Source organism: Ruegeria sp. HKCCA4633, assembly GCF_013034605.1.
Taxonomy (GTDB): Bacteria; Pseudomonadota; Alphaproteobacteria; order Rhodobacterales; family Rhodobacteraceae; genus Ruegeria.
This window is the reverse complement of record NZ_WQGJ01000007.1, coordinates 78627-101762: the sequence shown is the minus strand read 5'-3', so window position 1 is coordinate 101762 and position 23136 is coordinate 78627. Positions and strand designations below refer to the sequence as shown.

The following is a 23136-nucleotide window of genomic DNA, read 5'->3' as shown; positions in this document are numbered from 1 at the left end:
GTACGAGGGCAAAATGGCATCATATAACGCGCGCAATCGCGATCCATTGTTGGACAGCACCACGCAAGCCGCCTTGGAGCGGCGCAGCAAGGAACTGATCGGCATCGCCCTGATCCTGCTGGGTTTGGCTGCGGCGGCGATGATTTGGTCCTACACGCCCGATGATCCGAACTGGATGGTTTCGACCGACGCGCCGGTGCAGAACTGGATGGGGCGTATAGGCGCATCGATCGCAGCGCCCCTTTTCATGATTGTGGGCTGGGGAAGCTGGGGTGTTGCCCTTGTTCTGATCGGCTGGGGTATGCGTTTTGCGGGTCATTTCGGTGAAGACCGCGCCATCGCCCGGTTGATTTTTGCCCCGATATGGATTGCCGTTGTTTCGGTCTACGCTGCGACCCTTGTTCCCGGTGCCGAATGGCGCGCGACGCACAGCTATGGTCTGGGTGGTCTGTTCGGCGACACGGTTATGGGCGCGTTGCTGACGCTTTTGCCGATCTCGTCGCATTTTCTGGTCAAGCTGATGTCGCTGGCCATGGCGGTCGGGATGATCGCGCTGGGTATTTTTGTTCTGGGCTTTACCAAAGCCGACGTGAAACGCGGCTTCCGTGCGTTCCTTTTGGGTTTGGTGATGGCCTACGACCTGCTGATGAATCTGCTGGGCCGTGGTGCCTCGGCTACTGCACAGGCGGCTCGGGATCGACAGGCGCAATGGAAAGAGCACCGCGCCGCGCGGGTGGAACCTGTTTTGAATGATGACATCGCCTTCGGCGATCCCGTCTTTGAAGAACTGGAAGAAGAGCCCGAACCTGCGCCCAAAACCGGCCTGCTGGCGCGTATGCCGTCGTTGATCCGCCGCCCGGAACCGATGCCTGAGCCCGAGTTGGTCGATCCCGAACCGATTGCGGGCTTTGACGAAATGCCCGGCGAAGATCGCATCCGCTCAAAAATCTCGGCTGCTGTGCGCAATCGCAAAGTAGCAACAGGTGAGATGACGCCCGAGCCGGATCCGAACCTGCCTTTGACCAAAGGCCGAGGCCGTCGGCCCGACCCGTTGATCCTGAATGCGCATCAGCCGGATGAATTGCCGGCCGAGCCACCGGTTACCGCCAGCGGGTTGCCGCCCGAACCCCCGATGACAGCAGGTGCTGCACCCGAGTGGCATGATCCGGCCCCGGTCGAGTATGCGCCCGAAGCGATCCAAGGCCATTATGCACCGGACCCCGAACTGGACGATGAACCGCTTGTTGAGGATATGGCGGAACCCGTGCCGCAGTCGCGCCCTGCGATGAAGATCCCAGTGGCGGAGCCGCGCAAACCCGTGGTCGCGCAACCGGTGCGCCGCGCACCGCCGCCGTCGCGCCGCGCACAGGCCGAGGCACAACCTGCGTTGTCTTTTGAAGAAAAGCACTCGGATTTTGAACTGCCCCCGCTGGGATTGTTGTCAAACCCAGCCAGCATTCAACGCCATCATCTGAGTGATGAGGCGTTGGAAGAAAACGCGCGGATGCTGGAGAACGTGCTGGATGACTATGGCGTCAAAGGTGAGATCGTCAGCGTGCGCCCCGGTCCCGTTGTCACCATGTACGAACTGGAACCGGCACCGGGCCTGAAGGCCAGCCGTGTGATTGGTCTGGCCGATGACATTGCGCGTTCCATGTCGGCGCTGTCGGCACGGGTTTCGACCTTGCCGGGCCGTTCTGTCATCGGCATTGAACTGCCGAACGAAAACCGCGAGATGGTGGTTTTGCGCGAAATCCTCGCCAGCCGTGACTTTGGCGACGGCAACCACGCACTGCCGCTGGCGCTGGGCAAGGACATCGGTGGTGAATCCGTTGTGGCCAACCTGGCCAAGATGCCTCACCTGCTGATCGCAGGTACGACCGGCTCGGGTAAGTCGGTGGCGATCAACACCATGATCCTGTCGCTGCTGTACAAGCTGTCGCCGGATGAATGCCGCCTGATCATGATCGACCCGAAGATGCTGGAATTGTCGGTGTATGATGGCATCCCGCATCTGCTGTCCCCTGTCGTCACCGACCCGAAAAAGGCGGTCGTGGCCTTGAAATGGGTCGTGGGTGAGATGGAAGACCGCTATCGTAAGATGTCCAAAATGGGCGTCCGCAACATCGCGGGCTACAATGGCCGTGTGAAGGACGCGTTGGACAAAGGCGAAATGTTCAGCCGCACGGTGCAGACCGGGTTTGATGATGAGACCGGCGAGCCGACCTTTGAAACCGAAGAATTCGCCCCCGAGGCGATGCCTTATATCGTTGTGATCGTCGACGAAATGGCCGACCTGATGATGGTCGCAGGCAAGGAAATCGAAGCCTGCATCCAGCGTCTGGCGCAGATGGCGCGGGCCTCGGGCATTCACCTTATCATGGCCACGCAGCGTCCGTCGGTTGACGTGATTACCGGCACGATCAAGGCAAACTTCCCAACGCGAATTTCGTTCCAGGTGACATCGAAAGTCGATAGCCGCACGATCTTGGGCGAGATGGGTGCCGAACAACTGCTGGGGCAGGGCGATATGCTGTACATGGCGGGTGGCGCCAAGATCACCCGCTGCCACGGTCCTTTTGTGTCTGACGAGGAGGTCGAGGAAATCGTCAACCACCTGAAGCAGTTTGGCCCGCCCGATTACATGAGCGGCGTGGTCGATGGCCCGGCCGAGGAAAAGGCAGAAAACATCGATGCCGTTCTGGGTCTGAATACCGGTGGCAACACGAACGGTGAGGATGCTCTGTACGATCAGGCAGTGGCGATTGTGATCAAGGATCGCAAATGCTCGACCTCGTATATCCAGCGGAAACTTGCCATTGGCTACAACAAGGCTGCCCGGCTCGTTGAGCAGATGGAGGACGAAGGCGTTGTTTCTGCGGCAAATCATGTCGGTAAACGCGAAATCCTAGTCCCTGAACAGTAAGATATTTAATAACAAGGGCAGAAGGCCTATCTGTACGGCATGAAACAGATTGCTTTTGCCCTTGCTTTGACACTCGCCGCACCTGCCGCATGGGCGGCGGATAAGCTGCCGCTGTCGCAGATTTCGAATTACCTTAATGGATTGAAAACGGTTGAGACGACCTTCACGCAAGTGAACGACGATGGATCGCTGAGCACCGGTAAGCTGTGGATGCAGCGCCCGGGCAAGATGCGGTTCGAATACGATCCACCCAACAGTGCGGTCGTGCTTGCGCGTTCCGGCAGCGTACAGATCTTTGACCCGAAATCTAACCAACCGCCCGAGCAATACCCGCTGAAGCGGACACCCCTTTCCATAGTACTGGCGCGGAATGTGAACTTGGGGCAGGCCAATATGGTCGTGGGGCACAGTTTTGACGGCACCGCCACTGTAGTCACGGCGCAAGACCCAAAGAACCCAGAAGCAGGACGGATTGAGCTGATGTTCACAAACGACCCGGTCGAACTGCGCAAATGGGTCATTCACGACAATGCGGGGGGACAGACAACTGTTCTTCTGGGTGCTCTGACTGAAGGCGGACGCCTAGATCAGGGTTTGTTCTCGAACAGTAAAAGGGTCGGGTCAGGCAATCGCTGACCCGAGCCAAACTTTGTCAGTACCGGCAGTTTGACAACTGCGCCTGATATAGCTGCGCACGCGCGTCTACATCATTCGCAACGTTCAACAGCCAGGATTTGCTGTTGTAACTGCCGCGTGCGAAACCGGTATGGCCTTCGTGATAAGCCAGGTATTGATTGCGCGTATCGGCCGGGTGAATGCCGTTACGTTCGTAGCTTTTGTTCATATACCAGCCGATAAAGTCTGACGCGTCGCGAATCCGATCCCGCTTGGCGCGGCGTTTTCCGGTTTCACGCTGGTACTGTTCCCAAGTGCCATCCAACGCCTGACCATAGCCATAGGCACTGCTTTGACGCCCCATCGGGATCACACCCAACACATATCTGTGTGGGGTGCGCGCATCGTGGCGATAGCGGCTTTCCTGATAGATCGTGGCCATCTGAACGTGTACGGGAACACCCCATTTACGTTCCGTGTTCTTGAAAGCCCTGATATAGTCGGGTTTTTCGCGCGCAATGCTGCACGCGTCATTTAATTTGCTGGGCGGCTGTTTGGAGCCGCCCCCACAGGATGCCAGAAGCAGCACCCCGAAGAGTACGATAAGAATTCTGCTCATGTGCCTCATGCCTTTTTTTGGGCATTCTAGCGCAGATTGAGCGATTTTGAAATCACAATCGTTACAGAACGATAGCAAGGATAGCGGGCAGTGCCGCAACGGAAAGTACGGTTGACACCATCACCATCCCGGCGACGGCATCCGCGTCAGCTTCGAAGCGTTCCGCCAGAAGATAAGAGGTTACCGCGACAGGGGTGCACATCTGCAGAACCAGCACACCGAAGGCAATTGCATCCAACTCAAATACAACGGCGACCCCCCAGCCGAGGATGAAACATACCAGCAGCTTGAGAAACGACAGCCATACAGCCTGACCCAAACTGCGACTGGTCAGGCGTGCGATAGCCACTCCAACGGTCACGAGCATCATCGGAACAGCCATTTGCCCTAGCAAATCCAAAGTGTTGGTCAAAAAAAGCGGAGTTTCCCAGCCCTGCCACAAAAACAGGGCCCCCAAAAGCGTTGCCCAAACCATGGGCTGACGGATGACCTGACCAAAGGCGCCTTTGCCCGCCACAAGGTAGATGCCGTAAGTAAACGAAAACAAAGCGGTCACCGACAGAAAAATTACGGCATAGCCTAGACCGGCCTGGCCAAACGCGAAAATACACAGCGGCAGTCCCAGATTACCGGTATTCCCGAATATCAGCGGAGAAAGATACGTACGCTGTTCGAGTTTCAGAACACGAACGACGCCCCAAAACACAAATGCCAGAATAATGTTTGCGACGATCGTGGCAGCGGTGAAGCGCGTCAGATCGCCTCCCGGAATCTCGGTCTGCATCAAGGCAACGAAGATCAGGCTGGGGACAGCCAGGGTCATTGCAAAGCGGGTAACAAACTGAAGACGATACTCGAATCCAAGTTTGACCCAGACAAAACCGATCCCCGCCAACAGAAAGACCGGCGCCGCAATTTCGAACACTGTCAATATTAGGTTCACAGACTGTTTCCCTGAGTTTCACATCAATGATTGGCTTTTAGGGCCAGAAACGGGTAGTAAATGCTTTGGGGGCTGAAACAATGCTAAAGACACGTGCAAAATACGGCTTAGGCCAGGTGGTTCGTCACAAAAAACACCCTTTTCGAGGGGTGATTTTTGACGTGGATCCAGAATTTTCGAACACCGAGGAATGGTATCAGGCCATTCCCGAAGACAGTCGTCCGCGGAAAGAACAGCCGTTTTACCACCTGCTGGCTGAGAACGACCAATCCTTCTATGTTGCTTATGTTTCAGAACAAAATCTGGTTGCGGACTATTCCGGAGAGCCGGTCGAGCACCCTGATATCCCCAATATGTTCGGTCCGTTCGAAGACGGAGCATACCCCCTGCATTTCCAACTGAACTGAGGTTCTCCAACCACGCGATCGTGGTTGCGCGTTTATCAGTAGCCAAGCGCGCAACCGTCCTTGCGTGGGTCGCTGGCCCCCTCCAAAATACCATCTTCGCGGATTCGGATCGACTGCGCACCCCCAAGCGGCGTTTCCGGTCTTTCGATAGTGTGTCCGATTTCCGATAATTGTTTCGCAACCCCTTCAGGGTAGCCGCGTTCCAGTTTCAGAACCGATCCGTCGAAAAACGCACGGGGGGCGTTGATGCTCTCTTGCAGTTCAAGTCCGAAATCCCTGAGGTTTGAAACAAATCTAGCGTGGCCTGTTGGCTGGTAGGCTCCGCCCATCACGCCAAATGGCATCATAATGCGGCCATTCTCGGTCAGCATCCCTGGAATGATCGTGTGCATCGGACGCTTGCCGCCGCTCAGTTCGTTCGGGTGCCCCGGCTCCAGCGTGAAGCCTGCGCCACGGTTCTGAAGCAATATGCCGTATTTTTCCGAGGCGATCCCCGACCCAAAGCTGTGGAAAATCGAATAGATCAGCGAAACCGCCATCTGGTCGCGATCTACGACGGTTATATACACGGTGTCCTTGTGAACAGCCTCGGTCAGTTGAGCCGCCGAAGGCATGGCGCGTTTCGGATCAATAAGCGCGGCAAGTTTTGCGGCTAAGTCCGGGTCAAGGAAACGCTCGGCTTTGGACACATGGTCCGGGTCCGCGATGAACCGGTTGCGCGCGTCATAGGCCAACTTGGTGGCCTCAGCCTCGATATGGACCCGTTCAGCGCCAAAGGGGTCCATGTTGGCCAGATCCAAATGTTTCAGAATATTGAGCAACAAAATTGCAGTTGCGCCTTGGCCGTTTGGCGGATGCTCAACCAGTTCGATCCCGTTATAGGCCCCTCGCATGGGCTGCGTTTCTGTAAATTGCGTGTTTTGAAAGTCGTCGGCGGAATGCACACCGCCCTGCGCTGACACGGCAGCGATCATGTCTTCGGCAATTGCGCCCGAATAAAACGCATCGCGTCCTTCGCGCGCGATGCGCCGCAACACTTCAGCCTGACCAGGTGCGCGAAAAACTTGACCGACATCAGGTGCTTGCCCATCGATCAGGTAATGGTCGCGCGCGGCACCTTGCAGCGTTGCAGCTCCAATCTTCCAGTCAAACGCAACGCGGGGCGCAACCGGAATGCCGGCTTCCGCGTAGTGAATTGCAGGGGACAGGATTGCCTCCAACCCCAAACGGCCTTCGGCCTCTGCCAGATGGCAGAACGCATCCACGGCACCCGGAATTGTAACGGAGTCCGGTCCGTTCAGTGGCACAGAGGACAGACCAAGATCGCGCAAAGGCTGTGCTTGCGAGCCGGCTGGTGACCGCCCCGAGCCGTTCAGAGCGCGGACCCGGTTCTCTCCAGCGCGGTTGAACAGAACAAAACAATCGCCACCCAGTCCGGTCATTTGCGGTTCGCAAATTCCCAAAAGGACCGCTCCGGCAATTGCAGCATCCATTGCGTTGCCGCCCCGTTCCAAAATGTCGATTGCGACTTTGGCCGCCAGCGGATGAGAGGTTGCGCACATCCCTTGTGTCGCAAAGACTTCTGACCGGCCTGGTTTGTGCAAATCCCGCATAGTTTCTTTCTCCTTGGAACAGGGGAAAGCTATTCACTGATCGGGGATTGTCCAGAAATTTCAGGGAAGAAGTTCCTCGGCGCCGTTCACTGGGTGGGGGCTGTGATAATTGGCGCCGAGGGAAGCTATCTGAGCTACGAGTCACTGTATGGCGGTTGTTTGCGGCGCGACAATGTTTCGAAAATGGCGTTATTGTGACCAATTGGGCCTGATTACGCACTTTTGCCGAAGTTAAACCGCAGCGAAAGCCGATTACACCCATCTCGGCGCTCATATTGGATGTCACTGGTGAGTTGGTGAATCAGGAACCAGCCAAACCCCCCTTCCGGCAAATCTTGCGTTGTTTTCCCCAGCGGCGCGGGCGTTCCGTCCGGCATTTGTAGGCCAGGCAGCGGGTGCCCGGTATCCGAGATCAAGATGTCCAGCCGATTCCGATCAAGTCGACAAGTCACCTGCACCTTAGCCGGAGCAATGCCCTTGTAAGCATGTTCCACCACATTGTTGATTGCTTCGGCCAATGCAATCTTCACATCGTCAGATTTATCAGGCGGCAAACCATGGTTTGCCAGACCGCTGCTAAGCCGCGCGATACCTGCGCTGGCTTCGGCGTCTGTTGCGGGGAAGCTTAGTTCCAGGCAGGTCTCGTTACAAATTGGCTCCACGCCCATTCACTCCTGCCTTGGTCACGCATCCGGGTCCGACAGTGCGTCGTCCAGTGTTTCAAACAGCCGGAAAACGGTGTCCATCCGGGTCAGGCGAAAGACTTTCTGGACCACGGGTTGCGGTCCGGCCAGATCCAGCCTGCGGTCTTTGCCCAGTTGCTTCATCGACGCCACAATCGCGCCCAGACCGCTGGAATCGATAAACTCAACCCCCGACAAATTCAGCACAACCCGATCTGCGCCGTTTTCGGTTTCCGCGCGCATGTCTTCCTTGAACTGAATGGCCATCGCGGCATCGATCCGGTCGGAATGCACGGTTATGACCTGTATTGGGCCGTGTGATGTGCTGGTCAGCCCCATGGCTCGGGCGCCCTCCAAACTGAAAAATGAGTCGTAGAAATACGCTAGACGCCAATTCTTACCATTCGGTATTCAAGAACCCGAAAGCAGGAGGAAAACCCGGATGAAAGATGTTGTGATTACAGGAGCCGCCAGAACGCCGATGGGTGGCTTTCAGGGCATGTTCGATGGCGTTGCCGCCGCCGACCTGGGGGGGGACGCAATCCGGGCTGCGTTGCGCCAGGCCGGGGCCCAGACCGTCGATGAAGTTCTGATGGGATGTGTTTTGCCTGCGGGGCAAGGCCAAGCCCCCGCGCGGCAGGCCGGATTTTCAGCTGGTTTGGGCGAAGAAGTTCCTGCGACCACGTTAAACAAGATGTGCGGCTCGGGCATGAAAGCGGCGATGGTCGCCTTTGATCAGATCGCGCTGGGCCATGCGGATACAATGGTCGCTGGCGGCATGGAGAGTATGACAAATGCTCCTTACCTGCTGCCCAAGATGCGCGGCGGCGCCCGAATTGGCCACGGTCAGGTGGTCGACCATATGTTCCTGGACGGGCTGGAAGATGCCTATGACAAAGGTCGTCTGATGGGCACCTTTGCCGAAGACTGTGCCGAAGCGTATCAGTTCACACGCGAAGCGCAGGATGAGTACGCTCTGCAATCTTTGTCGAATGCCCTGACCGCACAGGAAAACGGGGCCTTTGATCAGGAAATTGCGCCTGTCACAGTTCGCACGCGTAAGGGCGAGATTGTCCAGGACTGTGATGAGCAACCGAAATCTGCCCGCCCTGACAAAATCCCGACCTTGAAACCCGCGTTTCGAAAGGACGGCACGGTGACGGCTGCCAACTCCTCTTCGATTTCGGATGGCGCCGCAGCGCTTGTCCTGGCCTCGGCCGAAGCAGCCGAAGCGCAAGGATTGGCGGTGCGCGCACGTATTCTGGGTCATGCAAGTCACGCGCAAGCGCCCGGGCTTTTTACCACTGCGCCGGTTCCGGCCGCACAGAAACTTTTGTCCCGCATCGGTTGGAGCAAGGATGACGTTGACTTGTGGGAGGTTAACGAAGCCTTCGCGGTTGTGCCGATGGCGTTCATGCATGAGATGGGTCTGCCGCGCGACAAAGTGAATGTGAATGGCGGGGCCTGTGCGTTGGGTCATCCTATTGGTGCCTCGGGCGCGCGCATCATGGTCACATTGCTGAACGCTTTGGAGAAGCGGGACCTCAAACGCGGCGTGGCGGCAATCTGTATTGGCGGCGGCGAAGGCACAGCGATAGCAATCGAACGCGTTTGACCCTTCATCTTTTTCCAAATACTTCGAGGGTGCGGGGGCATGGCCCCCGCGCGGCCCCTATGGATAAGAAACAATGAAAGTCGAATACGATACCCTGACCAAGACAATCGCGGCCTTGACTGAAGGCGAAACGGATCTGGTCGCTTTGATGGCCACGGTCGCGTGCGAGGTGCATCATTCCGATGACCGCTTTGACTGGACAGGGTTTTATCGGGTCGTTGACCCTGGCTTGTTGAAAATCGGCCCTTATCAAGGCGGGCACGGTTGCCTTGTCATCCCATTTGACCGGGGCGTCTGTGGTGCCGCCGCAAGGACAGGTGAGGTGCAGCTTGTGCCGGATGTCGACGCCTTCCCCGGCCATATTGCGTGCGCCTCTTCAACTCGGTCCGAGTTGGTTTTACCCGTTCGCAACGCAGCGGGTGAGGTGATCGCGGTTTTTGACATCGACAGCAATCAACCGGATGCGTTTTCGGTCGATGACGCGGAAAATCTGTCGACGATTCTGTCACAGACCTTCGCTTCAGCGTAGCAGTTTTTGGATGGGTTCAGACTCGTTCAATGGTGGCTGTGTTTTGGTTCTTCTCGGCATCTGATACAGTGTAGCTGCCGAATTTGAGTTGGAGCGGGCATGACACCAAACCAGTTCTCCACACCGCGCCTTTTGGTCAATCATTGGACGGAAGAACTTCAGGTCCCGTTGCTGCGGCAGAAACTCGAAAGCGAGCTCAGCACATTGCTGACACCCAATGTCTTGAAGTGCTTGCCGCCATCCATGCAGTTGCAGGATCGGGACATTTCGCACTGGATCGACGCCCGTTGCGTTGAAAGTGATGTTCTGGTGGTGCGGCAAAGACAAGATGGTCATCTGATCGGACTTACGATTCTGGCTACTGAGTTAAGTCTCAATGCAGTCCCAAATATTCATCTCGGCTATCTGATCGCAGAAAACGCCTGGGGCAATGGCTATGCCTCAGAGCTTTTGGATGGGCTGATCGCTGCGTTGACACCGGGCCCGGTCACACGCCTTGTTGCCGGGGTAGGACGTGATAACCCGGCTTCCACCCGCGTTCTTCAAAAATCAGGCTTTGTGTTGCTTTGTGAAAATGCGCCGGCAGATACCGAGATGTATGTCTGCCAAACCGGTAAACCGACAGAGCCGTCGGCTGTTTAGTTTCCAAAGGCAGATTACCTGCGATGCAAGCCCGAGTGCGCATCGATCCGGAATGAGGGGTGCATGAAAAAAGGCTTGGATTTTTCACTAAATTGCCTCATCGTGAAAAAAGGATAAAAAATTTCACGAGATTCGGAGTGTCTGTGTGAACAACCAAGCCCCACAAAGCGCGACATTGGGTGCTGACTTGCGTGCCTTGCGCAAGGCGCGTGGGTTAACCCTGACCGAGATCGCGACACGGCTGGAGCGCTCGGTCGGTTGGCTCAGCCAGGTTGAACGGGACATGTCCGACCCTTCCATCTCGGATCTGCGACAGATCGCAGAATGCCTTGGTGTACCTATGTCGATGCTGTTTGCTCATGCGGCGGTTCCGGTTGATGAGAAGGGATATGTTGTTCGTGCGGGAACGCGCCGGCCCATGGGGTCGGGGGAAGAAGGGTTGATCGAAGAACTGCTTTCGCCTGATCTGACCGATGATTTCGAAATGGTGCATTCCACGTTCGAGCCCAATTCGAAGATGCAGACGCCCGCTAATCGCCCGACGCAGGAAGTGGGCTACATGATTTCGGGCCGGTTGGATCTGACCATCGGGTCGCGCGTATTTACCGTTGGCCCGGGTGACAGCTTTCGGATCAAACACGAAACTTACCAATGGTCCAACCCCTATGATGAGCACGCAGTGGCAATCTGGGTCATTGCCCCGCCGGTGTATTGATGAGCTTTGAAGCCTGGACCATATTCGCGCTGTTTTGGGTGGTGTTCGTGACCACGCCGGGTCCGAATGCGGTCAATTGTATCTCGAACGGGATGAGTTTGCCCTTCCCAAAGGCGATGTTGGGTGTTCTGGCAATCCTGACGCAAGCAAGCGCGTTTCTGATCATGTCGGCGCTGGGCATCACCGCACTGATCGCCGCGTCACCGACCGGGTTCTTCGCGGCCAAACTTGTGGGGGCCGCTTTCCTGATTTGGGTCGGCATCCGAGGCTGGATGAACGCTACGAAACCAGCGCCGGCCTCTGAACGACCTGCTCGGCATGTCTATTTTCACGCGCTGGCAGTGGCGACGATCAATCCTAAAAGCGTGGCCGGATACCTCGCTGCCTTTTCGCAATTCGTGCAACCTGACGTGCCGATCTGGCAGCAAATGGGGGTGATCATGCCCACCGCGCTGATCATCACCACGCTCAGCTATACCGGCTTCACCTTGTTGGGTGCGCTGATGGGCAAGGCGGCACTAGGGGCTGTGTTCAACATCTGGGTTCGCCGCGTGATGGCAACCTGTTTCATCATCTATGGCGTGTTGCTGGGGGCCAGCTCCACGCCCACAGCAAGGGGGTAGTCTAATGCATACTGGTTCCTGCCTGTGCGGCGCGGTTGCGTTTACGATCGATGGAGAGCTGTCGCCGCCCTCGGCCTGCCATTGCGGCCAGTGTCGCAAGCAGTCGGGCCATATCTGGTCCTCGACCTCGACCCATCAGGACAACCTGAGCTTTTCCGCCAGCGACACGCTGTGTTGGTTCCGTGCGTCAGATACCGCGCGGCGTGGCTTTTGCAGTGAATGTGGCTCTTTCCTGTTCTGGCAGCACAATGCCGAAGACACGATTTCGATTTCCATGGGTGCGCTCAGCGAACCTACGGGCCTGAAACTCTCAAAGCACATCTTTGTCGCTGACAAAGGTGACTACTACGACATCTCAGACGATCTGCCCCAGCGGGCACAGTAACAGAGGATCAAAACACATGAGTGACTTTCCAACCAAAGCCCGTGTTGTCATCATCGGTGGCGGCGTCGTGGGCTGCTCGTCCCTTTATCATCTGGCCAAGAAGGGCTGGACCGACTGCGTTCTGCTGGAAAAGAACGAGCTGACTGCTGGCTCGACTTGGCACGCGGCGGGCAATGTGCCGACCTTCTCGACCTCATGGGCGATCATGAACATGCAGCGCTACTCGACCGAGCTGTATTCGCGCTTGGCTGAAGAGGTCGACTACCCGATGAACTATCACGTTTCGGGTTCCATCCGTCTGGCGCATAGCAAAGAGCGGATGCAAGAGTTCGAGCGCGCCATGTCCATGGGCCGCTATCAGGGCATCCCGATGGAGATGTGGACCCCGGAACAGGCCAAGGAGCACTATCCGTTCCTCGAGACGCATGACCTTGAGGGCGTTTTGTATGATCCCACCGACGGCGATATCGACCCGGCGCAGCTGACGCAGGCACTGGCCAAAGGCGCGCGCGATTTGGGTCAGAAGATCATCCGCTTCTGTCCTGCGACCGGTGTGACGCAGCATGACGATGGCACCTGGACCGTGCATACGGACAAAGGCGACATCGCCTGTGACTACGTAGTGAACGCCGCGGGTTACTATGCACAGCGCGTGGGTGAGATGTTCAAGCCATTCGGCGGCCGAACTGTGCCTGCCATGGTGATGAGCCACCAATACCTGCTGACTGATGAAGTCCCCGAAGTTGAAGCGTGGTCGAAGGAACACGGCGGCAAGCTGCCTCTGCTGCGGGACGTCGATGTCTCCTACTATCTGCGGCAGGAGAAGAACGGCTTCAACCTCGGCCCCTACGAGCCCAACTGCAAAGGCCACTGGATGACCGAAGACGATCCGATGCCCGAGGATTTCAGCTTCCAGCTTTGGAATGACGATCTGGATCGAATCGAGGACATCGTCACCGACGCAATGGAGCGGGTGCCGCTGATGGCAACGTCGGGCGTAGGCCGGGTGATCAACGGCCCGATCCCCTACGCGCCGGATGGCCTGCCGCTGATTGGTCCGATGCCGGGTGTGAAAAACGCGTTCGAGGCGCACAGCTTTACCTTTGGCATCGCGCAGGGCGGTGGCGCGGGCAAGGTGCTGGCCGAGTGGATCGTTGATGGCGCGACCGAGTGGGACATGTGGGCCGTCGATCCGCGCCGTTACACCGATTATACCGATCAGGACTATTGCAACCAGAAAGGCATGGAAGTCTACGGCAACGAATACGCCATGCATTTCCCGCACCACGAATGGCCTGCCGCGCGTGACAAAAAGCTGTCGCCGGTACATGACAAGGTCAAAGCGCTGGGCGGCGTGATGGGTGTGTATAACGGCTGGGAACGTGCCAACTGGTTCGCGCAGCCGGGCGATGATACATCTTTGGAGGCGACGCATACCTGGGGCCGTTCCGGCCCGTGGGAGCAGCGGATCAAAGAAGAATGCGAGGCCGTACGCGACCATTGTGGCGTGCTTGATCTGCCAGGGTTCTCGCGTTTCATGGTCAAAGGCGAAGGCGCTGCCGAGGCGTTGCGCGGTCTGATCACAGGTGGATTGCCCAAAGTTGGCCGTATCAATCTGGTCTACATTTCGGATGACCGGGGCCGCATCCTGACCGAAATGTCCTGTCTGCGCCTAGGCGAAGATGAGTTCGTCATGATCACCGCCGCAACGGCACAATGGCATGACCGGGATATTCTGGTGAATGCAATGCCCGCCAGCGTATCGGTTGAGGACGTCACCACAACCCGCGACACGCTGATCGTCACCGGCCCGAAATCGCGTGAGATCCTGTCGGGTTTGACCGACGCCGATCTGTCCTCGGGCTGGCTGACCCATCAGGCCGCAACCGTGGCTGGCCAACCGGCCCACCTGATCCGCGTTTCTTTTGCTGGTGAGTTGGGGTGGGAGGTTCATGCGCTCAACGCGGATATGCCTGCGATCTACGACGCGATCCTTGATGCGGGGGCCAAGCCGTTCGGTATGTACGCCCTGAACTCGCTGCGCATCGAAAAGGGTTACCGCGCGTGGAAAGGCGACTTGTCGAGCGATTACTCGCTGCTCGAAGGGGGGCTGGAGCGGTTCGTCAAACTGGACAAACCGCAGGACTTCCCCGGCAAGGCCGCGATCCTGAGCGAGAAGCAGCAAGGCGTGAAGAAGTCGTTCGTCACCCTGACTGTTGAGGCTGGCGATTGCGACGCGCCATACATGTCCTGCATCTGGCAGGGGGACGAGATCGTCGGTGAGACGACGTCGGGCGCATGGGGGTACCGTGTCGGCAAATCCATCGCTCTGGGCATGATTAAGGCTGAGCTTGCAAACCCGGGTACCGAGCTTGAGGTCGAAATCTACGGCCAAAAGTGCCGCGCTGTGGTAGAGCAGGATCAACCGCTTTGGGATCCCGAGAACGAGCGGTTGCGCGCTTAACCCCTTGCGGAGACCGCCATGAGCAAACGATACGCCAAACTGGGGCCCGGCGAGGGCCCCAACTATGACTGGGAAAATGACCATACCTTCGTGAAGGTGTCAGGTCAGGACACAGACGGCGCATACACGCTTATGGAAGACAATCTGAAGGCCAGCTTCGCGCTTGGCCTTCATCGCCACGATACGCACGCCGAAACCTTCTATTTTTTGGAAGGTGAAGTTGACTTCTATGTCGACGGCGACTGGCATCGATGCGGGCAGGGCACCACGATGCACGTTCCGCCCGGAGTACCGCACGCGTGCCGCATTGCAGTTGATACACCTGCCAAAATGCTCATGATCTTTCAGCCGTCAGGGTTTGATGGGTTCCTTGCCGAACTCGCGAAGATGACCGAGGCAGACTTTGCCGATGAGGCCAAAATGGCGAAGGTCAACGCAAGGTACGATATCGTTCCCATGGGGCCTGTTCCCGCGCACCCGGATGATGAGGTCTGAGATGGCTATCCCCAACACCATGTCTGGCGTTTATCTGACCGGTCACGGTGGACCCGAAGTCTTGGAGTGGCGCGAAGATATTCCGGTGCCAAAGCCCGGTCCGGGCCAGGTGCTTGTTCGGGTTGCCGCGGCCGGTGTGAACAATACGGATATCAACACGCGTGTCGGCTGGTACTCGTCGGATGTGACCGGCGCTACGGATACCGTGGAGCAAGACGTCGAAGCCGGTGGGTGGGGCGGTGCCTTGCACTTCCCCCGCATTCAGGGTGGGGATCTGTGCGGCATTGTCGAGATGGTGGGCGAAGGAGTTCATTTCAGCCCGGGCCAACGCGTAACCTGCCCGATCAACCTTCCGCGCCCGCGTCCCGGACATCCTCGGGGGTTCGTTGCGCTGGGGTCAGAGATCGACGGCGCGTTTGCCCAATACTGTCTAGTAGAGGCGGATGATCTGTACGACGTCAGCACCTCGCCCTTGTCGGATGTTGAAATTGCAGCCATACCCTGCGCCTTTGGAACCGCCGAAAACCTGCTGACCCGCGCAGGCGTGACTGCAGGGCAAAAGGTCTTGATCACTGGTGCGTCAGGTGGTGTCGGTCTGGCCGCTGTACAGCTCGCGTCACTGCGCGGGGCCACTGTATGGGGCGTAACGGGCGCTGCGAAAGCCAAGGTCGTCATGTCCCAGGGGGCAAGAGCTACGTTTGACCGTAGTGAACCGCTGCCTCAAGACATCTTTGATGTGGTCATTGACGTCGTTGGTGGTCCTGCTTGGGCATCGCTGATCCTTGCCCTGAAACCCGGAGGGCACTACGCCGTGTCGGGTGCAATCGCAGGCCCAATTGTTCAGGCCGATCTGCGGGATATCTACTTGCGCGACATCACAATTCACGGGTGCACCCATCAAAGCCCTGAAGTCTTTGGACGTCTTGTCGAATTGATGAATTCGGGACGGATCAAACCGTTGATCTCTTGCACCTATCCGTTAAAGGATATCGCCCAGGCGCAAGCGGACTTCCAATCCAAGACCTTACCGGGCAAGCTGGTTCTTTTGCCTCAAGGAGCGATAGCATGACAGATATCACCCTTTTGGATGGTTCGATCGGGCAGGAACTGGTTAAGCTCAGTGGCAATGCTCCAACGGCGCTTTGGTCAACCCGTGTCATGATTGAACACCCCGAATTGGTGCGCGAAGTTCACGCCGAATATTTTCGGCGCGGGGCCACCATTGCGACCACCAACACATATGCGGTTCACCGGTCGCGACTGCGGTTTGAAAACATCGAAGATCAGCTTGAGGCCCTTGTTGATACAGCCGTCTCGCAAGCACAAGCGGCTTGCGAGGGTCGGCAAGGGCGCGTTGCCGGATCATTGGGGCCTTTGCTGGCATCGTACAGACCTGACCTGAAGCCCGACCCAATCGATGCTGGTGAGAAATTTGCGGAACTGGTTGGCCTTATGGCGGATCACGTAGATCTGTTTCTGATCGAGACGGTGTCATCAGTACTTGAAGCCGAAGGTGCGCTACGGGGTACGTCGGAATGTGGCAAGCCGGTATGGCTTTCTCTTTCAGTAAATGATGACGACGGTCGTTTCCTCAGGTCGGGAGAGCCCTTGGCGGATATTGCTCCGCTTATCAAAGAGTTTTCCCCGGATGCGCTGTTGATCAACTGTTCGCGTCCCGAAGCGATCCCGGCCGCGTTGGAGATCCTGTCCGGCATGTCTCTGCCATTTGGGGCCTATGCCAATGGGTTCACGCATATCTCGGACGGGTTCCTCGAAGATGCGCCGACAGTGGACGCATTGGAACAACGTCACGATCTTGGCCCGGACGCTTATGCAGATCACGCGATGCGTTGGATCGGTCAGGGTGCTACTATTGTTGGCGGATGCTGCGAAATCGGCCCGGATCATATCGAAACACTGGCCAACCGTTTGCGGGCGGCCGGGCACAATATCGTCTGAGCACACAGATGACAGCAGAAGCGACACAGAGAAGCCCAAAGCAGACGATCCAGCATTTCGACATACTGGTCGCGCCCGGTTTTGTGCTGCTTGAGCTAGCCTCGCTGGTGGATGTTCTGCGTGTGGCGAACCGTGTTTGTGCTTCTCCACCTTTCACATATTCGTACCGGTCGCTGCGCGGTGGCGATGTGGCCAGCAGCAGTGACGCGGTTGTTTCGACCTCAATTGTGCCGCAGCAGCCCAAGGCGGACTATCTATTTGTCATCGGCAATTCCGACCCGGATCAACCCGACCTGTCGCTTGGGCGCACTGTCTCGGATTATACGTACCGTGGTGCACAGGTTTTTCTGCTGTCTGAAGCCGCCAGCCGTTACATAGATGAAAAAGGCACCGAAGACCTGGCAACCCATTGGGAAAATGCCTCTTTCCTGCGCGAGCGCGGCGCCCGGTTTGAGGCGAAACTTCTGATTGCCACAGAGAACGGACCTGTGGTCACATGTGCGGGCATGGGTGCGACTGCGGACATCGCACTGGCTGTCATCGGGCGGCACATCTCGGGGCCGGCGAAAATGACCGTCGCGGATATCATGCTGCATGAGCAGATTCGCGACTTTTCTTCCATGCAGCCGTTTTCCGGGGCAAAAACCTCGGCCACCGGAGATGCAAAACTGGATCAGTGCATCAAACTGATGCAAGAGAACATCGAAGATCCGCTGCCCATCCAGCAGATTGTCGAGGATCTGAACCTGTCGAATCGGTCGTTGGAGCGTAAGTTCAAATCCTTTTTGGGCACCACGCCCAATGGGTTTTATCGTGAAATGCGTCTGGCAAAGGCCAACAACTTGCTTATGAACACCACGATGAGCGTGCGCGAAGTCGGTATGGCTTGTGGGTTTCCAAACGGATTTTCTTCTGTTTACAAGAGCTTCTTCGGGGTTACTCCGTTTGTCATGAGGCGGGACAGGCGTCAGACCAACCAAAGATGATTTTCACGAATTTGGTGACGTTTTTGGTGCATTTCCTGTCGACCTCCTATGGCATCCTTCCGCAGACCAAACACTATCGGAGTCGTCATCATGGTTGATCTTCCCAGCAAGGCCCGCGTGGTCATAATTGGCGGCGGTGTCATCGGATGTTCTGTTGCCTATCACCTGACCAAAAAGGGCTGGAAGGATGTTGTTCTTCTGGAACGAAAACAGCTAACCAGCGGTACCACATGGCACGCGGCGGGTTTGATCGCACAACTGCGTGCCACTGCGAACATGACCAAGCTGGCGAAATACAGCCAGGAACTTTACGGATCTCTGGAAGAAGAAACCGGCGTTGCCACGGGCTTCAAACGCTGTGGATCAATCACCGTGGCTTTGACCGACGAGCGCAAGGAAGAGATTTACCGTCAGGCGGCCATGGCGCGCGCCTTTGGTGTCGAGGTCGAAGAAATCTCGAACGAACGCGTTCAGGAGCTGTATCCGCATATCAATCTCGATGGCGTCAAAGGGGCCGTTTACCTGCCGCTGGACGGCCAGGGTGATCCCGCCAATATCGCACTGGCGCTGGCCAAAGGTGCACGGCAACGCGGCGCCGTCGTGAAGGAACGGGTTAAAGTCACTGACATCGTCAAGCAGGGCCGTTCTGTCACCGGGGTGGATTGGGTCGCGGATGACGGCAGCGCTTCGGGCCATATCGAATGCGACATGGTGGTGAACTGCGCCGGGATGTGGGGCCACGAGGTAGGCCGCATGGCGGGTACCAACGTGCCGCTTCATGCGTGCGAGCATTTCTATATCGTGACCGAAAATATCGACGGTCTGACCCAACTGCCAGTGCTGCGTGTGCCTGACGAATGCGCGTATTACAAAGAAGATGCAGGTAAAATCCTGCTGGGCGCGTTCGAACCCAACGCGAAACCGTGGGCAATGGACGGCATCCCGGACACGTTCGAATTCGATCAACTCCCCGAAGACTTCGACCATTTTGAGCCGATCCTCGAAGCTGCGTGTGAGCGGATGCCGATGCTGGCCGAAGCCGGTATCCACACTTTCTTCAACGGCCCGGAATCGTTCACACCTGACGATGCCTATCATTTAGGCCTTGCGCCCGAGATGGATAATGTATGGGTCGCTGCGGGCTTCAACTCGATCGGTATTCAGTCTGCCGGTGGCGCGGGTATGGCGCTGGCTGAATGGATGGACACAGGCGAGAAACCCTTTGATCTGGGCGATGTGGACATCAGCCGGATGCAGCCGTTCCAGGGCAATAAAAAGTACCTCTTCGAACGCTCGAAAGAGACGCTGGGGCTGCTGTATGCCGACCACTTCCCCTATCGTCAAAAAGCCACTGCGCGCGGTGTGCGTCGAACGCCGTTCCACCACCACCTTTTGGAACAGGGTGCTGTCATGGGCGAGTTGGCTGGTTGGGAGCGCGCCAACTGGTTCGCGGGTGAAGGGCAAGAGCGCGCATACCAGTATAGCTGGAAGCGTCAGAACTGGTTCAAGAACTCGGCTGCTGAACACCGCGCCGTGCGCGAAAATGTCGGCATGTATGACATGTCGTCTTTCGGCAAGGTCCGCGTCGAAGGTCCCGACGCCGAAAAGTTCATGAACTATATCGGTGGTGGCGACTACTCGGTACCTAATGGCAAGATTGTCTACACGCAGTTTCTGAACCGTGCCGGCGGGATCGAAGCCGATGTGACTGTCACACGCCTGAGCGAAACCGCATATCTGGTCGTGACTCCTGCCGCGACACGTCTGGCAGATCAAACCTGGATGATGCGCCACGCGGGCGATTTCAACGTCGTGATCACCGATGTCACAGCAGGTGAGGGTGTTTTGGCCGTTATGGGGCCCAACTCGCGTGCTCTGCTCGAGAAAGTGTCGCCCAACGATTTCACCAACGCGGCCAACCCCTTCGGCACTGCGCAGGAGATTGAGATCGGAATGGGCCTGGCGCGTGCGCATCGCGTCACCTATGTGGGCGAGCTTGGATGGGAGATCTATGTTTCTGCGGACATGGCAGGCCATGTATTCGAAACCCTCCACGAGGCCGGACAGGATATGGGGCTGAAGCTGTGCGGGATGCACATGATGGACAGCGCCCGTATCGAAAAAGGCTTCCGCCATTTCGGGCACGACATCACCTGCGAGGATCATGTGGTGGATGCGGGTCTTGGCTTTGCCGTCAAGGTGGACAAGGGCAGCGACTTCATCGGTCGGGAAGCCGTGATTGCCCGCAAGGAAAGTGGCCCCAAGAACCGGTTGGTGCAGTTCAAGTTAACAGACGCTGAACCGCTGCTGTTCCACAACGAACCAATTGTCCGCGATGGCGAATATGTGGGCTATCTGAGTTCGGGCAACTATGGCCACACATTGGGCGGTGCCATTGGTCTGGGTTATGTCCCATGCGAAGGCGAAAAGGCTGCGGACGTTCTGGCATCCACTTATGAGATCGATGTCTGTGGGGTGAAGGTTAGAGCAGAAGCTTCGCTTAAGCCGATGTACGACCCAAAATCCGAGCGCGTGAAAGTCTGACAATGGCGAGGGGGCACTGCCCCCGCCGCCCTTCTCGGGCGACTCCCCCGAGGTATTTGGGGCCAGATGAATGTAGGATCCCTTGTTCATCTGGCCTAAAAATACCTCGGAGCGCGAGGCAGCGCCTCGCTGCACTAACATGGGTTTCCAAGCGACGTCTGAGATCGACCCATCACTATTCGTTATGTACGACTTCACGGTTTTCAGAGTTTTCAAGTTGACCTGAACTGCCGTAAGTGTGTCCGGTACTTACCGGAGACTTACTGTGGCAAACACGCCTCCTGCTTCTCAGAATGCAGATACCCCGAAGGGCCTTGCGCTTGCGGTTACCGCCTATGTTTTGTGGGGGTTTCTGCCGCTTTACCTGAAAGCGCTGGACCATATCGGGCCGGTTGAGGTTGTGGCCCATCGCATTATTTGGTCGGTTCCGGTGGCCGGGTTGCTGTTGGTTATTCTCGGGCGCACTAGGGACCTTAAGGCGGCTCTGACCAATCCGAAGATGTTGGGGATGGCTGCATTGACGGCAGCGCTGATCTCGGTGAACTGGGCGATTTATGTTTGGGCGATTTCGACTGGGCACGCGTTGGATGCAGCCCTGGGATACTATATCAACCCGCTTTTCAGCATCGCGCTTGGCGCGATTTTGTTGCGCGAGCCATTGACGCGGACGCAATTGGTGGCCGTAGGTCTGGCCGCTTTGGGTGTGTTGGTTTTGGTCCTGGAAGCGGGTCGACTACCTTGGGCTGCGCTTGGTCTAATGGTCAGCTGGGGATTTTACGCTTTTTTCAAACGATCTCTGCCAATTGGACCCAATCAAGGATTCTTGCTTGAGGTGCTGATCCTTTTGATCCCGGCTTTGGTCTACGTCACATTTCTGGGTGTGCTGGGTACGGGAAAATTTGGCGTGGCTCTTTCCGATACCTTGCTGTTGTCCTGCGCCGGAATCGTGACGGCCGTGCCGCTGCTGGTTTATGCAAACGGTGCCAAGCTGGTGCGGCTGTCCACGATGGGTATCCTGCAGTACATCGCGCCGACCATGATCTTTGTGACGGCAATCACTGTGTTTGGCGAAAAGATCGACACCGGTCGGATGATCGCTTTCCCGCTAATCTGGGCGGCGTTGATTGTCTATTCGATCCCGATGATCCGGCAGGCGCGGGCTCAGGCCTGACGCAACAGTTGCGCTGCGGCGTCTGCCCAAAGGGCGTAGGCGTGTGGACTGGGATGATAGCCGTCCGGGGCAGCAAGCGCCGGGTCATCCGGCAGATCGAGTTTCAGATGCCAGACATGGGGGTGAGCGGACACAACCTGCTGCAGCGCCTGATCCAGCCGGGCCGCCTGACGGCCAAGGACCCAGGCCAAAGGATGGGACAAGGCCGGGAACCTGTTCATTTGTGGAACTCCGGTTACGACAATGCGTCGCGCTCCCAGATCGTTGGACAAAGCATTGATAAGCTGCGTTTGGCGGTGCGCAAATTGTCGGGATGTAACGGCGCGGGTCACATCATTGACGCCTAAGGCCGTGACAACTGCGTCGAACTCCCCCTGCACGCTTTTCAGGCGGTCGAGTGTGTCCAGTGTTGTGTGCCCCGTGGCCGCTTTCAATTGCCACTCGACCGAATAGTGTTTGGCCAGCCGGTCAACCAGCTGCCCTGACAGAGCCTGCGCTTGGGTTCCGGCCCCAACGCCAGCAGCCGAGCTGTCGCCGCAGATGAGCAGGCGCAGGCGTGGTCCGCGACCTGATCTGCCCGTTCGCGGACCAGCCGGTTCAGGCAACATCTGAGCGTTGCGGCGCACAGAAAGACCCTGTGCCGCCAAAACCGGCAGCAGGGGAATGCGCAGGACCTGATCGGCTGCAATCAAACCGCGCATAGTCAGCTCAGGGCGTCTTTGAACTTAAGAAAGCGTGCGTCGGTCATCACGCGCGCCATCATCGCTTCTCGTAACGCACCCACTGTTTTGTAAGGGCGCATCACGACCTCGAAGGTCTGAATCAAGCCTTCGTCGTTCAGCGTGATCAGATCCACCCCGATCCCGTCAAGATCGCCGACCTTGCACTGGAATTCCAACGCCCAGTCTTTTCCTTCGCCCATGATGCGGCGATAGCGGAAGTCTGAAAACACCTGACCAACATGTCCCAGAACGGCGGTCACAGGCGCACGCCCGGTCCAGGTGCTGTAATAGGTCGGGGGCAGGAACTGAACGTCCTCGGCCAACAGCGCGTGGATCAGGGATTCATCGCCTTTGGCGACAACCTCTTGCATTCGTTCGATGGTCGGGTGCATGTCGTTTCCTCCTGCGCAGAAGGTCACTGAACTTCTGGTCACAGGCAAGGACGACGTTGCGGGAGGTCACGGGCTGCGATAGGCAGGC

23 protein-coding genes are annotated in these 23136 nt (G+C 57.3%); 16 read left to right on the top strand and 7 right to left on the bottom strand.

Annotation, left to right across the window (positions count from 1 at the left end):
- The first annotated feature begins 13 nt into the window (after window positions 1–13).
- On the top strand, window positions 14–2926 hold the full coding sequence (locus tag GOV85_RS16795; RefSeq protein WP_171180246.1) for a DNA translocase FtsK: 2913 nt from the start codon (window positions 14–16) through the stop codon (window positions 2924–2926).
- A gap of 39 nt (window positions 2927–2965) precedes the next feature.
- On the top strand, window positions 2966–3562 hold the full coding sequence (locus GOV85_RS16790) for an outer membrane lipoprotein carrier protein LolA (RefSeq protein WP_171180238.1): 597 nt from the start codon (window positions 2966–2968) through the stop codon (window positions 3560–3562).
- Between the two features lie 16 nt (window positions 3563–3578).
- Here the strand turns inward: GOV85_RS16790 and GOV85_RS16785 are convergent, their stop codons facing one another.
- Entirely contained in the window at window positions 3579–4160 is a 582-nt protein-coding gene (locus GOV85_RS16785; protein WP_171180236.1) for a lytic transglycosylase, read from the bottom strand.
- A gap of 61 nt (window positions 4161–4221) precedes the next feature.
- Window positions 4222–5103 carry an AEC family transporter gene (locus GOV85_RS16780; protein ID WP_171180233.1) on the bottom strand — a complete coding sequence of 294 codons (882 nt, stop codon included), beginning with the start codon at window positions 5101–5103 and terminating at the stop codon, window positions 4222–4224.
- Between the two features lie 80 nt (window positions 5104–5183).
- Here GOV85_RS16780 and hspQ point away from each other — a divergent pair, with 80 nt between their 5' ends.
- Window positions 5184–5510 (top strand): heat shock protein HspQ, encoded by a 327-nt coding sequence (gene hspQ / locus GOV85_RS16775; protein ID WP_171180231.1) that lies wholly within the window; start codon window positions 5184–5186, stop codon window positions 5508–5510.
- 35 nt (window positions 5511–5545) lie between these two features.
- Here hspQ and GOV85_RS16770 read toward each other — a convergent pair whose 3' ends face one another.
- From GOV85_RS16770 to GOV85_RS16760, 3 genes are all read right to left on the bottom strand, one after another.
- Window positions 5546–7123 carry a gamma-glutamyltransferase family protein gene (locus GOV85_RS16770; protein ID WP_171180228.1) on the bottom strand — a complete coding sequence of 526 codons (1578 nt, stop codon included), beginning with the start codon at window positions 7121–7123 and terminating at the stop codon, window positions 5546–5548.
- Window positions 7124–7335: 212 nt separating this feature from the next.
- On the bottom strand, window positions 7336–7791 hold the full coding sequence (locus GOV85_RS16765; protein WP_171180226.1) for an ATP-binding protein: 456 nt from the start codon (window positions 7789–7791) through the stop codon (window positions 7336–7338).
- Between the two features lie 15 nt (window positions 7792–7806).
- On the bottom strand, window positions 7807–8145 hold the full coding sequence (locus GOV85_RS16760) for an STAS domain-containing protein (RefSeq protein ID WP_171180223.1): 339 nt from the start codon (window positions 8143–8145) through the stop codon (window positions 7807–7809).
- A 103-nt stretch (window positions 8146–8248) separates the two neighbouring features.
- On the opposite strand from GOV85_RS16760, the gene GOV85_RS16755 reads away from it, so the two are divergent.
- The 13 genes from GOV85_RS16755 to rarD all read left to right on the top strand — a co-directional run bounded on the left by GOV85_RS16755 (window position 8249) and on the right by rarD (window position 21934).
- Complete coding sequence (locus tag GOV85_RS16755; RefSeq protein ID WP_171180221.1) at window positions 8249–9421, top strand: acetyl-CoA C-acyltransferase; 1173 nt, start codon at window positions 8249–8251, stop codon at window positions 9419–9421.
- A gap of 73 nt (window positions 9422–9494) precedes the next feature.
- Window positions 9495–9950, top strand: coding sequence for a GAF domain-containing protein (locus GOV85_RS16750; protein WP_171180220.1), 456 nt, complete (start codon window positions 9495–9497; stop codon window positions 9948–9950).
- Between the two features lie 99 nt (window positions 9951–10049).
- Complete coding sequence (locus GOV85_RS16745) at window positions 10050–10592, top strand: GNAT family N-acetyltransferase (protein ID WP_171180218.1); 543 nt, start codon at window positions 10050–10052, stop codon at window positions 10590–10592.
- Window positions 10593–10737: 145 nt separating this feature from the next.
- On the top strand, window positions 10738–11307 hold the full coding sequence (locus tag GOV85_RS16740; RefSeq protein ID WP_171180216.1) for an XRE family transcriptional regulator: 570 nt from the start codon (window positions 10738–10740) through the stop codon (window positions 11305–11307).
- Window positions 11307–11930, top strand: coding sequence for a LysE family translocator (locus tag GOV85_RS16735; RefSeq protein ID WP_171180215.1), 624 nt, complete (start codon window positions 11307–11309; stop codon window positions 11928–11930). The genes GOV85_RS16740 and GOV85_RS16735 overlap by 1 nt, the downstream gene beginning before the upstream one ends.
- A 4-nt stretch (window positions 11931–11934) precedes the next feature.
- The gene (locus GOV85_RS16730) at window positions 11935–12315 is read left to right on the top strand and encodes a GFA family protein (RefSeq protein WP_171180213.1); all 381 of its coding nucleotides are present in this window, start codon (window positions 11935–11937) and stop codon (window positions 12313–12315) included.
- 16 nt (window positions 12316–12331) lie between these two features.
- Window positions 12332–14779: an FAD-dependent oxidoreductase gene (locus tag GOV85_RS16725; protein WP_171180211.1), complete on the top strand. Its 2448-nt coding sequence runs from the start codon at window positions 12332–12334 to the stop codon at window positions 14777–14779.
- Between the two features lie 18 nt (window positions 14780–14797).
- Window positions 14798–15274 carry a cupin domain-containing protein gene (locus GOV85_RS16720; RefSeq protein WP_171180209.1) on the top strand — a complete coding sequence of 159 codons (477 nt, stop codon included), beginning with the start codon at window positions 14798–14800 and terminating at the stop codon, window positions 15272–15274.
- Window position 15275: 1 nt separating this feature from the next.
- Window positions 15276–16343, top strand: coding sequence for an alcohol dehydrogenase family protein (locus tag GOV85_RS16715; RefSeq protein ID WP_171180207.1), 1068 nt, complete (start codon window positions 15276–15278; stop codon window positions 16341–16343).
- Window positions 16340–17233 (top strand): homocysteine S-methyltransferase family protein, encoded by an 894-nt coding sequence (locus GOV85_RS16710; protein ID WP_171180205.1) that lies wholly within the window; start codon window positions 16340–16342, stop codon window positions 17231–17233. Before GOV85_RS16715 ends, GOV85_RS16710 begins: the two co-directional genes overlap by 4 nt.
- Before the next feature lie 8 nt (window positions 17234–17241).
- Window positions 17242–18219 carry a GlxA family transcriptional regulator gene (locus GOV85_RS16705; RefSeq protein ID WP_171180203.1) on the top strand — a complete coding sequence of 326 codons (978 nt, stop codon included), beginning with the start codon at window positions 17242–17244 and terminating at the stop codon, window positions 18217–18219.
- Between the two features lie 90 nt (window positions 18220–18309).
- Window positions 18310–20763 (top strand): FAD-dependent oxidoreductase, encoded by a 2454-nt coding sequence (locus GOV85_RS16700; RefSeq protein ID WP_171180202.1) that lies wholly within the window; start codon window positions 18310–18312, stop codon window positions 20761–20763.
- Between the two features lie 265 nt (window positions 20764–21028).
- A complete protein-coding gene (gene rarD / locus GOV85_RS16695) occupies window positions 21029–21934 on the top strand; it encodes an EamA family transporter RarD (RefSeq protein WP_171180199.1) in 906 nt (301 codons plus the stop codon).
- Here rarD and GOV85_RS16690 read toward each other — a convergent pair.
- Complete coding sequence (locus tag GOV85_RS16690) at window positions 21925–22635, bottom strand: SGNH/GDSL hydrolase family protein (RefSeq protein WP_171180197.1); 711 nt, start codon at window positions 22633–22635, stop codon at window positions 21925–21927. The genes rarD and GOV85_RS16690 overlap by 10 nt on opposite strands.
- Before the next feature lie 2 nt (window positions 22636–22637).
- Complete coding sequence (locus GOV85_RS16685; protein WP_171180195.1) at window positions 22638–23048, bottom strand: nuclear transport factor 2 family protein; 411 nt, start codon at window positions 23046–23048, stop codon at window positions 22638–22640.
- Window positions 23049–23136: the final 88 nt, after the last annotated feature.

What these genes read in the sequence shown, in the direction of transcription:
- GOV85_RS16765 (WP_171180226.1), bottom strand. Translation starts at nt 7,791, where the DNA reads ATGGGCGTGGAGCCAATTTGTAACGAGACCTGCCTGGAACTAAGCTTC.
- GOV85_RS16755 (WP_171180221.1), top strand. Translation starts at nt 8,249, where the DNA reads ATGAAAGATGTTGTGATTACAGGAGCCGCCAGAACGCCGATGGGTGGC.
- GOV85_RS16715 (WP_171180207.1), top strand. Translation starts at nt 15,276, where the DNA reads ATGGCTATCCCCAACACCATGTCTGGCGTTTATCTGACCGGTCACGGT.
- GOV85_RS16750 (WP_171180220.1), top strand. Translation starts at nt 9,495, where the DNA reads ATGAAAGTCGAATACGATACCCTGACCAAGACAATCGCGGCCTTGACT.
- GOV85_RS16730 (WP_171180213.1), top strand. Translation starts at nt 11,935, where the DNA reads ATGCATACTGGTTCCTGCCTGTGCGGCGCGGTTGCGTTTACGATCGAT.
- GOV85_RS16690 (WP_171180197.1), bottom strand. Translation starts at nt 22,635, where the DNA reads ATGCGCGGTTTGATTGCAGCCGATCAGGTCCTGCGCATTCCCCTGCTG.
- GOV85_RS16795 (WP_171180246.1), top strand. Translation starts at nt 14, where the DNA reads ATGGCATCATATAACGCGCGCAATCGCGATCCATTGTTGGACAGCACC.
- GOV85_RS16720 (WP_171180209.1), top strand. Translation starts at nt 14,798, where the DNA reads ATGAGCAAACGATACGCCAAACTGGGGCCCGGCGAGGGCCCCAACTAT.
- GOV85_RS16685 (WP_171180195.1), bottom strand. Translation starts at nt 23,048, where the DNA reads ATGCACCCGACCATCGAACGAATGCAAGAGGTTGTCGCCAAAGGCGAT.
- GOV85_RS16705 (WP_171180203.1), top strand. Translation starts at nt 17,242, where the DNA reads ATGACAGCAGAAGCGACACAGAGAAGCCCAAAGCAGACGATCCAGCAT.
- GOV85_RS16785 (WP_171180236.1), bottom strand. Translation starts at nt 4,160, where the DNA reads ATGAGCAGAATTCTTATCGTACTCTTCGGGGTGCTGCTTCTGGCATCC.
- GOV85_RS16725 (WP_171180211.1), top strand. Translation starts at nt 12,332, where the DNA reads ATGAGTGACTTTCCAACCAAAGCCCGTGTTGTCATCATCGGTGGCGGC.
- GOV85_RS16745 (WP_171180218.1), top strand. Translation starts at nt 10,050, where the DNA reads ATGACACCAAACCAGTTCTCCACACCGCGCCTTTTGGTCAATCATTGG.
- hspQ (WP_171180231.1), top strand. Translation starts at nt 5,184, where the DNA reads ATGCTAAAGACACGTGCAAAATACGGCTTAGGCCAGGTGGTTCGTCAC.
- GOV85_RS16735 (WP_171180215.1), top strand. Translation starts at nt 11,307, where the DNA reads ATGAGCTTTGAAGCCTGGACCATATTCGCGCTGTTTTGGGTGGTGTTC.
- GOV85_RS16790 (WP_171180238.1), top strand. Translation starts at nt 2,966, where the DNA reads ATGAAACAGATTGCTTTTGCCCTTGCTTTGACACTCGCCGCACCTGCC.
- GOV85_RS16700 (WP_171180202.1), top strand. Translation starts at nt 18,310, where the DNA reads ATGGTTGATCTTCCCAGCAAGGCCCGCGTGGTCATAATTGGCGGCGGT.
- GOV85_RS16710 (WP_171180205.1), top strand. Translation starts at nt 16,340, where the DNA reads ATGACAGATATCACCCTTTTGGATGGTTCGATCGGGCAGGAACTGGTT.
- GOV85_RS16760 (WP_171180223.1), bottom strand. Translation starts at nt 8,145, where the DNA reads ATGGGGCTGACCAGCACATCACACGGCCCAATACAGGTCATAACCGTG.
- GOV85_RS16770 (WP_171180228.1), bottom strand. Translation starts at nt 7,123, where the DNA reads ATGCGGGATTTGCACAAACCAGGCCGGTCAGAAGTCTTTGCGACACAA.